The organism is Methylobacillus gramineus (genome assembly GCF_020532675.1).
GTDB classification, from domain to species: Bacteria; Pseudomonadota; Gammaproteobacteria; order Burkholderiales; family Methylophilaceae; genus Methylobacillus; species Methylobacillus gramineus.
Genome location: NZ_JAJAVE010000001.1, coordinates 1996562 through 2008862, shown reverse-complemented (window position 1 = coordinate 2008862; position 12301 = coordinate 1996562). Strand labels below are relative to the sequence as shown.

General features: G+C 50.3%; 9 protein-coding genes and 1 tRNA gene. All 10 read left to right on the top strand.

Annotation, left to right across the window (positions count from 1 at the left end; translation table 11 throughout):
• Positions 1-233, top strand: a 233-nt coding sequence (locus tag LG201_RS09445; RefSeq protein WP_449811352.1) for an EF-Tu C-terminal domain-related protein, incomplete at its 5' end; no start/stop codon positions are given.
• A 66-nt stretch (positions 234-299) separates the two neighbouring features.
• A tRNA-Trp gene (locus tag LG201_RS09440) sits at positions 300-375 on the top strand.
• Positions 376-393: 18 nt separating this feature from the next.
• Positions 394-741 (top strand): preprotein translocase subunit SecE, encoded by a 348-nt coding sequence (gene secE, locus LG201_RS09435; protein WP_226771887.1) that lies wholly within the window; start codon positions 394-396, stop codon positions 739-741.
• On the top strand, positions 741-1280 hold the full coding sequence (nusG, locus tag LG201_RS09430) for a transcription termination/antitermination protein NusG (RefSeq protein ID WP_226771886.1): 540 nt from the start codon (positions 741-743) through the stop codon (positions 1278-1280). The genes secE and nusG overlap by 1 nt, the downstream gene beginning before the upstream one ends.
• A gap of 147 nt (positions 1281-1427) precedes the next feature.
• The gene (gene rplK / locus LG201_RS09425; RefSeq protein ID WP_226771885.1) at positions 1428-1859 is read left to right on the top strand and encodes a 50S ribosomal protein L11; all 432 of its coding nucleotides are present in this window, start codon (positions 1428-1430) and stop codon (positions 1857-1859) included.
• Positions 1860-2552, top strand: a complete 693-nt coding sequence (rplA, locus tag LG201_RS09420) for a 50S ribosomal protein L1 (RefSeq protein WP_226771884.1) — start codon at positions 1860-1862, stop codon at positions 2550-2552.
• A 237-nt stretch (positions 2553-2789) separates the two neighbouring features.
• On the top strand, positions 2790-3314 hold the full coding sequence (rplJ, locus tag LG201_RS09415) for a 50S ribosomal protein L10 (RefSeq protein ID WP_226771883.1): 525 nt from the start codon (positions 2790-2792) through the stop codon (positions 3312-3314).
• A 31-nt stretch (positions 3315-3345) separates the two neighbouring features.
• Positions 3346-3729 carry a 50S ribosomal protein L7/L12 gene (rplL, locus tag LG201_RS09410; RefSeq protein ID WP_226757345.1) on the top strand — a complete coding sequence of 128 codons (384 nt, stop codon included), beginning with the start codon at positions 3346-3348 and terminating at the stop codon, positions 3727-3729.
• 122 nt (positions 3730-3851) lie between these two features.
• Complete coding sequence (gene rpoB / locus LG201_RS09405) at positions 3852-8024, top strand: DNA-directed RNA polymerase subunit beta (protein WP_226771882.1); 4173 nt, start codon at positions 3852-3854, stop codon at positions 8022-8024.
• A gap of 12 nt (positions 8025-8036) precedes the next feature.
• Positions 8037-12272, top strand: coding sequence for a DNA-directed RNA polymerase subunit beta' (gene rpoC, locus LG201_RS09400; RefSeq protein ID WP_226771881.1), 4236 nt, complete (start codon positions 8037-8039; stop codon positions 12270-12272).
• Positions 12273-12301 lie beyond the last annotated feature (29 nt).

Here is a 12301-nt window from a genome sequence, read left to right as displayed (position 1 = left end):
GTCGTCATACACCATTCTTCAATGGCTACCGTCCACAATTCTACTTCCGTACCACAGACGTGACTGGTGCAGTAGAACTGCCAGCGGGTACTGAAATGGTCATGCCTGGTGACAACGTATCTATCACGGTAGCGCTGATCGCGCCAATCGCGATGGAAGAAGGTCTGCGCTTCGCGATTCGTGAAGGTGGCCGTACCGTTGGTGCTGGTGTCGTCGCTAAAGTACTTGAGTAATTACTCGTAAATGCCAGGGGCTGTATCAGTTGTGCAGTCCTTGTGCATTATTAAAAAGAAGCTTTTAGGCCAGTAGCTCAATTGGCAGAGTATCGGTCTCCAAAACCGAGGGTTGGGGGTTCGAGGCCCTCCTGGCCTGCCATTATATTAAGTGCAAAATATGACCGAAAAAATTAAGCTGGTAATCGCCCTGCTGCTTGTTGCTGCTGGTGTTGCCGGCTTTTATTTGCTGGCTGATCAGGCGCTGGTGTTGCGTATTCTGGCCGTACTGGCAGGGATTGTTTTTGCATTGTTATTGCTGAAGACAACTGTGCTGGGTCAGGATGCATTCACGTTTGCGCGTGAGGCAGTTATTGAAACCCGGAAAGTTGTGTGGCCTAGCCGCAAAGAGACTATTCAAACCACTATGGCTGTGTTTGGTCTGGTGATTGTCATGGCTATTTTCCTCTGGATTATTGATATTGGCTTTATGTGGGCTGTAAAGCATCTGATGGGGCGAGGCGCTTGATGAGTGATATGCGGTGGTATGCAGTGCAGGCTTTCTCTGGTTTTGAGAAGTCTGTGAAAAAGGGATTGGAAGAGCGTATTTCTCGTTCTGATGTCGGTGATATGTTCGGGGAAATTCTCGTGCCGGTAGAAGAAGTGGTCGAGATGAAGAATGGTGTCAAAAGCATCACCGAGCGCAAACTGTATCCAGGGTATGTGTTAGTGCAAATGCAGATGAGTGATCAGAGCTGGCACCTAGTTAAGAGTACGCCACGTGTTACAGCTTTTATTGGTGGTACGGCGCTTAAGCCGACGCCGATCAAGGACAAAGAAGTTGAGATCATTCTGCAGCGCATGGATGACAGTAAGAGTAATCCTACTCAGAAGCTGACCTTTGAAAAGGGTGAGTCTGTGCGGGTAATTGATGGGCCGTTTAAGGATTTCTCCGGTAGTGTGGAAGATATCAACTACGAGAAGAGCAAGCTGCGTGTTTCTGTAGTGATCTTTGGTCGTGCAACACCGGTTGAGCTGGACTTCGGTCAGATCGAAAAAGAAGTGTAAGAATTTTAAGCTGTACTCTGCCGTTTGGCAGGGTGCGGCTTTCCGCATTCCGACATGGTTGGTTTGCGACAGGCGTAGTGTAAGGCACTACATATCTAAACTGGGGAGCTTGATATCAAGCGCGATTACCCAAATTAGGAGTTCCAGATGGCAAAGAAAGTTATAGGCTATATCAAGTTGCAGATTCCTGCAGGTAAAGCCAATCCAAGTCCCCCCGTTGGTCCAGCATTGGGTCAGCGCGGTCTGAATATTATGGAATTCTGTAAGGCTTTCAATGCAGCCACGCAGAGTTTGGAGCCAGGTCTGCCAATTCCAGTCGTCATTACGGCGTTTGCAGATAAGAGCTTCACATTCATCATGAAGACGCCTCCGGCGACTATCCTGATCAAGAAGGCAGCCAAGATTGATAAGGGTTCTCCTCGTCCTCATACCGATAAGGTTGGCAAGATTACTCGCGCTCAAGCCGAGGAAATTGCAAAGACTAAGGCACCTGATTTGACGGCTGCTGATCTGGATGCTGCGGTGCGTACTATTGCAGGTAGCGCACGCAGTATGGGTATTGAAGTGGAGGGTATATAAATGGCTAAGGTTTCTAAGCGTATTGATGCCTTGCGTGCCAAGGTTGACCGTAACAAGATCTATCCAGTGGCTGAAGCTTTGACTCTGGTCAAGGAAGCTGCAACTGCCAAGTTTGATGAGTCCGTTGATGCCGTGATCAATCTGGGTATTGATGCACGTAAGTCAGACCAGTTGGTGCGTGGCGCCCTGGTATTGCCGAATGGTACGGGTAAGACCAAGCGTATCGCTGTATTTGCCCAGGGTGCTGCAGCTGAAGCGGCTAAGGCAGCTGGTGCAGATATCGTTGGTTTTGAAGATCTGGCTGAGCAAGTTAAGGGTGGTTTCCTGGACTTTGACGTTGCGATTGCAACCCCGGACGCAATGCGTATTGTTGGTACTCTAGGTCAGGTTCTTGGTCCTCGTGGTCTGATGCCTAACCCTAAGGTTGGCACTGTGACACCTGATGTCACCACTGCTGTGAAGAATGCCAAGGCTGGTCAAGTGCAGTACCGTACTGACAAGGGCGGTATCGTGCATTGCACTATTGGTCGTGCTTCTTTCGGTGTTGATGCACTGAAGGAAAATCTGGCTGCATTGCTTGATGCGCTGAGCAAAGCCAAGCCAGCTTCATCCAAGGGTGTATACCTGAAGAAGGTATCCGTCTCTAGCACCATGGGTGTTGGTGTGCGTGTGGATCAGTTTAACCTCGGTTAAACAATTGAGTGCGCCGGTGATATGCCGGCGCCAAAAAAGAACTTTGGGCCCGCAATTTCGATTGTGGGGTTATCAAAGACCGTAGGAGCCCGCAAGGGTTTAATTGAGGCAATGTTCTAGCTGAATCCAACGCAGATGGCGTAGCCCGGAACAGGATATTAATATTCCTGATGAAAGGTCGCCGTGGAAGGTGTTTGCAGATTTCTGCAAATGCTTAATTAACGGAAGGAGAAGACCTTGAGTCTTAATCTTGAGCAGAAAAAGGCAGTAGTTGCTGAGGTTAGCGAGCAAATCGCGCAGGCTCAGGCAATTGTTCTTGCTGAGTATCGTGGCATCGAAGTGGGCAACATGACCAAGTTGCGTGCTGAAGCCAGAAAATCAGGTGTTTACCTGCGTGTTATGAAAAATACGCTGGTTCGTCGCGCTGTAGACGGCACCCATTTTTCTGATTTAGCGAACGACATGGTCGGTCCATTGGTATTCGGTATTTCTACCGATCCAGTTGCTGCGGCAAAAGTAATGAGCGGTTTTGCCAAGTCTAACGACAAGTTCGTCATCAAGGCTGGCGCATTGCCAGGCAAGGTTATTGATGCAAAGGGTGTTCAAGCCCTAGCCGCCTTGCCAAGCCGTGACGAGTTGCTGGCCAAGTTGCTCGGTACTATGCAGGCTCCAGTCGCAACATTTGTACGTACGCTTAACGAAGTACCTACAAAGTTTGCACGTGGTCTTGCTGCAGTACGCGATCAAAAGCAAGCAGCCTAATCAATATCATATTTATCAGGAGTATTAACAAATGGCATTATCTAAAGCAGAAATTCTTGACGCTATCGCTTCCCTGACGGTTCTTGAACTGTCCGAACTGATCAAAGATCTGGAAGAAAAGTTTGGCGTATCCGCAGCTGCAGCTGCTGTTGCAGTAGCTGCACCAGCAGCTGGTGGCGATGCTGGTGCAGCCGCCGCTGAGAAGACAGAGTTCGACGTAGTTCTGACTTCAGCTGGCGACAACAAAGTGAACGTTATTAAGGCTGTTCGCGAACTGACTTCCCTGGGTCTGAAGGAAGCTAAAGACCTGGTTGATGCTGCTCCTAAGGCTGTTAAGGAAGGCGTTTCCAAGGCTGATGCTGAAGCTGCTGCTAAGAAGTTGGAAGAAGCTGGCGCTAAGGTTGAAGTTAAGTAATACCGCAGTAAATCGTAGTGCATGGGCTGACAGGAAACTGTCAGCCTTCACCATTTTAAGAAGTTAGAAGACAGCAGTCCTCTTGGTCTGCTGTCTTCTGCCCTCTATCCTCAGGAGATGCTATGAGCTATTCCTTTACCGAAAAGAAACGTCTGCGTAAAAGTTTCGCCAAACGCGAAAGCGTGCAGGAAGTTCCTTACCTGCTCGCCATGCAATTGGAGTCCTACGCGGCATTTTTACAAGCCGATGTTCATGCTGACAAGCGCACAGATGCAGGTCTGCAAGCAGCGTTCAGTTCGGTTTTTCCTATCGTCAGCCATTCTGGCAATGCACGGTTGGATTTTGTCAGTTATAACCTTGGTCAAGAGCCGTTTGACGTCAAGGAATGTCAGCAGCGTGGCCTGACTTACGCAGCTCCTCTGCGAGTCAAAGTCCGTCTGACTATCATGGATAAAGAAGCTTCCAAGCCTACGGTCAAGGAAGTGAAAGAGCAGGAAGTCTACATGGGCGAATTGCCTCTGATGACCGAAAATGGTTCTTTCGTGATCAATGGTACAGAGCGTGTCATCGTTTCCCAGTTGCACCGTAGTCCTGGTGTGTTCTTTGAACACGATAGAGGTAAGACCCATAGCTCGGGCAAGCTCTTGTTCTCTGCACGTATTATTCCTTACCGTGGTTCATGGTTGGACTTTGAGTTTGACCCTAAGGATTACCTGTATTTCCGTGTGGATCGCCGCCGTAAAATGCCGGTCACCATCCTGCTGAAGGCGCTGGGTTATACACCAGAGCAGATTCTGCAAACATTCTACGATTTCGATACCTTCCATATTGCTAAGAAGGGTATCCAGTTTGAACTGGTGCCTGAGCGTCTGCGTGGCGAAATCGCTAAATTCGATATCCTGGACAAAGATGGTAATGCCATTGTTGCCAAGGATAAGCGTATTACTGTCAAGCATATCCGTGAAATGGAAAAAGCGGGTATCAGCAAGATTACCGTCCCAGAAGAGTTCATCTTGGGTCGTGCGTTGTCTGCAAGTGTAGTTGATAAATCCACTGGTGAAGTGGTGGCCAATGCCAACGACGAAATCACTGAATCTGTGATGGATAAATTGCGTGAAGCTGAAGTAGCTAAGATCAGCACTTTGTATGCAAATGATCTTGATCATGGTGACTATATTTCTCAAACATTGCGTATTGATGAAATCCCGGATCAGTACAGTGCACGCGTTGCCATTTATCGCATGATGCGTCCTGGCGAGCCGCCAACTGAAGATGCGGTGCAGGCGTTGTTTGAAGGTCTGTTCTTCAATGAAGATCGTTATGATCTGTCTGTTGTTGGTCGCATGAAATTCAACCGTCGCGCCTTCCCTGAGAAGATTGAAGAGCGTACAGCGGCCTGGTTGCGTCGTTTCTATGAGAAAATCGGTCCACAAGGTGCTGAAGGTGCTGGCATACTTGCCAATGACGATATTCTGGCGGTGATTGCTGTATTGATTGAACTGCGCAATGGTCGCGGTGAAATCGATGATATTGATCACTTGGGTAATCGTCGTATCCGTTCCGTGGGTGAGTTGGCTGAAAACCAGTTCCGTGCTGGTCTGGTACGTGTGGAGCGTGCGGTAAAAGAGCGTTTGAGCCAGGCGGAATCAGATAACCTGATGCCGCATGACCTGATCAACGCCAAGCCTGTATCTAGTGCGATTCGTGAGTTCTTTGGTTCTTCACAATTGTCGCAGTTTATGGATCAAACCAATCCATTGTCTGAAATCACGCACAAACGCCGTGTTTCAGCTCTGGGACCAGGCGGCTTGACACGTGAACGTGCTGGCTTTGAAGTGCGTGACGTACATACCACGCATTATGGTCGTGTCTGTCCGATTGAAACACCAGAAGGCCCGAACATCGGTCTGATCAACTCATTGGCATTGTATGCGCGTACTAATAAGTACGGCTTCCTGGAAACGCCTTATCGCCGTGTTGAAGACAACAAGGTTAGTGCTACGATTGACTTCCTTTCCGCGATTGAGGAAAGCCAGTACATGATCGCCCAGGCTAACTCTGAGCTGGATGCAAAGGGTGGCTTCAGGGAGGAGCTGATCTCTGCGCGTTACCATAACGAATTCACGATGGCTCAGCCTGACCGTGTTCAGTACATGGACGTCGCGCCAGGCCAGATCGTTTCGGTAGCGGCATCACTCATTCCATTCCTGGAACACGATGATGCGAACCGTGCCTTGATGGGTGCCAACATGCAGCGTCAAGCTGTGCCATGTCTGCGTGCTGAAAAAGCCGTCGTGGGTACCGGCATTGAACGTACTGTTGCGGTTGACTCTGGCACTGTCGTGACTGCACGTCGTGGTGGTATTGTGGATTATGTAGATTCCAGCCGTATCGTGGTGCGTGTGCATGATGATGAAGCTGCAGCCGGTGAAGTCGGTGTTGATATATACAATCTGATCAAGTACACCCGTTCCAACCAGAATACCAATATTAACCAGCGTCCATTGGTCAACATTGGTGATGTGCTGGCGCGTGGTGATGTGATTGCCGATGGCGCATCCACTGATATGGGTGAGCTGGCACTGGGGCAAAACATGCTCGTGGCATTTATGCCATGGAATGGCTACAACTTTGAGGACTCGATCCTGATCTCGGAGCGTGTGGTAGCGGATGACCGTTACACATCCATCCATATTGAAGAGTTGTCAGTGGTTGCCCGTGATACCAAGCTGGGTGCTGAAGAAATTACCCGTGATATCTCCAACCTGTCCGAGCGTATGCTGGGCCGTCTGGATGACTCCGGTATTATTTATATCGGCGCTGAAGTTGAAGCTGGTGATGTATTGGTGGGTAAGGTGACACCTAAGGGTGAAACCCAGCTGACACCAGAAGAAAAACTGTTGCGTGCCATTTTCGGAGAGAAGGCTTCTGACGTTAAGGATACTTCCCTGCGTGTGCCTTCCGGCATGTCCGGCACCGTGATTGATGTGCAGGTGTTTACACGCGAAGGTATTGATCGTGATGCACGTGCGCAGCAAATCATTGATGACCAGCTTGGTAACTACAAGCAGGATCTGGCTGACCAGATGCGTATTGTGGAAGACGATGCTTTTGGTCGTATCCGTCGCCTGATCGAAGGTAAGGTTGCGACTGGTGGTCCACAGAAACTGAAGAAGGGCGAAACACTTTCTGCAGAATATCTGGAAAGCCTGCCACGTTACGATTGGTTTGATATTCGCCTCAGCGAAGAAGAGACCGCACGTCAACTGGAACAGCTGCGTGACAGCTTGTCACAAGCGCGTATCGAGTTCGATAGCAAGTTTGAAGAGAAGAAGCGCAAGCTGACTCAGGGCGATGAGTTGCCACCTGGTGTACAGAAGATGGTCAAGGTTTACCTGGCAGTCAAGCGTCGCATCCAGCCTGGTGACAAGATGGCCGGTCGTCACGGTAACAAGGGTGTGGTGTCCAAAATTGTGCCGATTGAAGATATGCCGCACATGGCAGACGGTACCCCTATGGATATTGTGCTGAACCCGCTGGGCGTTCCTTCACGGATGAATATCGGTCAGATTCTGGAAGTGCACCTGGGTTGGGCCGCTAAAGGCTTGGGTATTCGTATCAACGCCATGCTGCAGGCTCAAGCCAAGGCGACGGAAGTGCGTAAGTTCCTTGAGCAGATTTATAACGACACCAGTGGCAAGAGTGAAGACATCAAGTCCTTGACGGATATTGAAGTGTTCGAGCTCGCGAAGAACCTGCAAGGTGGCGTGCCGTTTGCAACCCCTGTATTTGACGGTGCAGCGGAAACAGATATCCGTGCCATGCTGGATCTGGCTTTCCCTGATGATGATGCACGTACCAAGCAGCTTCAGTTTGCTGCAGGCAAAACTCAAGTCAAACTGTTTGATGGTCGCTCCGGTGAGGCTTTTGAGCGTCCGGTCACTGTTGGCTATATGCACGTACTGAAACTGCATCACTTGGTCGATGACAAGATGCATGCCCGTTCTACGGGTCCTTACTCGCTGGTGACTCAGCAGCCACTTGGCGGTAAAGCCCAGTTTGGTGGTCAGCGTTTTGGTGAAATGGAAGTCTGGGCGCTGGAAGCCTACGGTGCTGCCTATACCTTGCAAGAAATGCTCACGGTCAAATCAGATGACGTATCTGGCCGTACCAAGGTATATGAAAACATCGTTAAGGGTGAGCATAAGATTGACGCTGGCATGCCAGAGTCCTTCAATGTGTTGGTGAAGGAAATCCGCTCGCTCGCTATCGATATTGATCTTGACCGCAACTAAGGAGAAACGCGCGTGAAAGCTCTATTAGATTTATTCAAGCAGGTCACTCAGGAAGAAGAGTTTGATGCCATCAAGATTGCCTTGGCATCTCCTGAGAAGATTCGCTCCTGGTCTTACGGTGAGGTCAAGAAGCCTGAGACTATTAACTATCGTACGTTCAAGCCTGAGCGTGACGGTTTGTTCTGCGCCAAGATTTTTGGCCCGATCAAAGACTATGAATGTTTGTGTGGTAAGTACAAGCGCCTCAAGCATCGCGGTGTAATCTGCGAGAAGTGCGGCGTTGAAGTGACCCTGTCCAAGGTGCGTCGTGAGCGTATGGCGCACATTGAGCTTGCCAGCCCGGTCGCGCATATCTGGTTCTTGAAGTCCCTGCCAAGCCGTTTGGGCATGGTGCTGGATATTGCCTTGCGTGATATTGAGCGCGTGCTCTACTTTGAGGCATACATTGTTATCGATCCAGGCATGACACCGCTAACGCGTGCTCAGTTGCTGACTGAAGATGACTACCTGGCCAAGGTGGAAGAATACGGCGATGAATTCAGTGCTGTGATGGGTGCTGAAGCTGTGCGTGAGCTCCTGCGTACCATGGACGTACACACTGAAATCGAAAGATTACGCCGCGAACTGGGTGAAACTGGTTCTGAAGCCAAGATCAAGAAGCTGGCCAAGCGTCTGAAGGTGCTGGAAGCTTTCCAGAAGTCTGGCATCAAGCCAGAATGGATGATCCTGGAAGTGTTGCCAGTATTGCCGCCAGAATTGCGCCCATTGGTGCCGCTGGATGGTGGACGTTTTGCAACTTCCGATCTGAACGATCTGTATCGCCGTGTAATTAACCGTAACAACCGTTTGAAGCGTTTGCTGGAGCTGAAGGCGCCAGAAATCATCGTGCGTAACGAAAAGCGTATGTTGCAGGAAGCGGTTGACTCCTTGTTGGATAATGGCCGTCGCGGCAAGGTCATGACTGGTGCTAACAAGCGCCCATTGAAGTCACTGGCTGACATGATCAAGGGTAAGGGCGGTCGTTTCCGTCAGAACTTGCTCGGTAAGCGTGTGGATTACTCCGGTCGTTCCGTGATCGTGGTGGGCCCGCAATTGAAGCTGCATCAGTGCGGTTTGCCGAAGAAAATGGCGCTTGAGTTGTTCAAGCCGTTTATTTTCCACAAGCTGGAAGTGTTAGGTCTAGCAACCACCATCAAGGCGGCCAAGAAGAAGGTTGAAGAGGAAGGACCAGAAGTCTGGGATATCCTTGAAGACGTGATTCGCGAGCATCCTGTATTGTTGAACCGTGCACCTACATTGCACCGTCTGGGTATTCAGGCCTTTGAGCCGACCTTGATTGAAGGTAAGGCAATTCAGTTGCACCCATTGGTGTGTGCTGCCTTCAACGCCGACTTTGACGGTGACCAGATGGCGGTTCACGTACCATTGAGCCTGGAAGCGCAAATGGAAGCACGCACACTGATGCTGGCCTCCAACAATGTGCTGTCCCCAGCCAACGGCGAACCTATCATTGTGCCTTCACAGGATATCGTGTTGGGTCTGTACTACATGACGCGTGAGAAGAAGTCTGCGCGTGGTGAAGGCATGCGTTTTGCCAATGTGTCTGAAGTCCAGCGTGTTTATGATAACGGCCTGATTGATTTGCATGCACGGATCACAGTACGTATCCGTGAATACGATGTAGATCTGGACGGTCAGAAGCATGAAAAGATTACCCGCTATGAAACTACGGTGGGTCGTGCGCTGTTGTCAGAAATTCTGCCACCAGGCCTGTCATTCAGTGTGATTGACAAGGCGCTGAAGAAAAAAGAAATCTCTCGCTTGATCAATGCCAGCTTCCGTAAGGTGGGCATTCGCGAAACGGTGATTTTCGCTGACAAACTGATGTACACAGGCTACACCTATGCAACACGTGCCGGTATCTCTATCAGTATCAACGATATGCTGGTTCCGCCTGAGAAGGAGCAGTTGATTGCTTCTGCTGAAGCTGAAGTGAAGGAAATCGAAGATCAGTACGTCTCCGGTCTGGTGACCCAGGGCGAGCGTTACAACAAGGTCGTCGATATCTGGGGTCGTGCCGGTGATAAGGTGGCCGACGCCATGATGAAGCAGTTGCGTGAAGAAACGGTCTACGAGGCTGATGGTTCGATCGCCAAGGATGCTGACGGCAAGGACATCAAGCAAGAATCCTTCAATGCGATTTACATGATGGCCGACTCTGGTGCCCGTGGTTCCGCAGCTCAGGTACGTCAGCTGGCTGGTATGCGTGGCCTGATGGCGAAGCCGGATGGTTCCATCATTGAAACGCCGATTATTGCTAACTTCCGTGATGGTTTGAACGTATTGCAGTACTTTATTTCCACCCACGGTGCGCGTAAGGGTCTGGCAGATACTGCGTTGAAAACAGCTAACTCCGGTTACCTGACGCGTCGTCTGGTTGATGTGACGCAGGATCTGGTGGTGACCGAGCATGATTGCGGCACCGTAGAAGGTCTGTTTACTAAGGCCCTGGTCAAGGGTGGTGAAGTGGTTGAGCCATTGCATGATCGTATCCTGGGTCGCGTAGCGGCATTGGATGTGGTGAATCTTGAAACTCAGGAAGTGGTGTATCCAGCGGGTACCCTGTTTACTGAGGATGAAGTTGAACAGATTGATGCCTTGGGTATTGATGAAGTCAAGGTGCGTACTGCCCTGACTTGCGATACGCGCTACGGTATTTGTGCCAAATGTTATGGTCGTGACTTGGGACGTGGTCGCCTGATCAATATGGGTGAAGCTGTTGGTGTGATTGCTGCGCAATCCATTGGTGAGCCAGGCACTCAGTTGACCATGCGTACCTTCCACATTGGGGGTGCGGTATCGCGTGCGGCTTCTGTGAGCCAGGTTGAGAGCAAGTCTAATGGTATCGTGCGCTTCACTTCCACTATGCGTTATGTCACCAATGCCAGAAGCGAGCAGGTTGTGATTTCACGTAATGGTGAAGCTATTATCCAGGACGAAAACGGCCGTGAGCGTGAGCGTCACAAGGTGCCATATGGTGCGACCTTGCAAATTACCGATGGTAAGCAAGTCAAGGCGGGTCAGGCACTGGCGACATGGGATCCACATACTCGTCCGATCATTACCGAGTACGCTGGTCGCGTGAAGTTTGAGAACGTGGAAGAAGGCGTTACCGTCGCCAAGCAGGTAGATGAAGTGACGGGCTTGTCTTCCTTGGTGGTTATCGATCCCAAGCAGCGTGCGGGTCAGTCCAAGGGTCTGCGCCCTCAGGTTAAATTGCTGGATGCCAATGGCGTTGAAGTCAAGGTCGCTGGCGGTGATGTCTCAGTTAATGTGACATTCCAGCTGGGTTGCATTATTACCGTCAAGGATGGTCAGGAAGTAGGCGTGGGTGAAGTGCTGGCACGTATCCCGCAAGAGTCTTCCAAGACCCGTGATATTACCGGTGGTCTGCCACGTGTTGCTGAGTTGTTTGAGGCGCGTTCACCTAAGGATGCTGGCTTGCTGGCTGAAGTGACAGGCACGATTTCCTTCGGTAAGGATACCAAGGGCAAGCAACGTTTGGTCATCACTGACCTAGACGGTGTGTCCAACGAGTTCCTGATTCCTAAGGACAAGCACGTGACTGCGCATGATGGTCAAGTGGTAACCAAGGGTGAAAGTATTGTTGATGGCCCGGCAGATCCTCAAGATATCTTGAGGCTGCAAGGTCGTGAGGCATTGGCGCGTTACATCATTGATGAAGTGCAGGACGTTTACCGCCTGCAGGGCGTTAAGATCAACGACAAGCATATTGAAGTCATCGTACGTCAGATGCTGCGTCGTGTTCGTATCACCGATCCTGGTGATGCCAACTTCATTCTGGGTGAGCAAGTTGAACGTGCTGATGTGCTGACAGAGAACGAACGTGTGCTGGCGGAAGATAAAGATCAGCGTCCGGCAAGTTTCGAGTATGTGTTGCTGGGCATTACCAAGGCTTCGCTATCTACCGATTCATTCATCTCTGCAGCGTCCTTCCAGGAAACAACACGAGTTCTGACCGAAGCCGCAATTCTGGGCAAACGCGACGAGCTGCGTGGCCTGAAGGAAAATGTGATTGTGGGTCGTTTGATTCCTGCAGGTACTGGTCTGGCCTACCATGAAACACGTAGGCGTAATGCCGCAGGTGTAGATTCTGCCCCTGCATTCATCGAAGAAGCTGACGAAGTGAAGGTCGAAGAAATATCAGGTAATCCTGAGGTTGCTTGACAACACATTGAACGCTAAATAAAATGCTA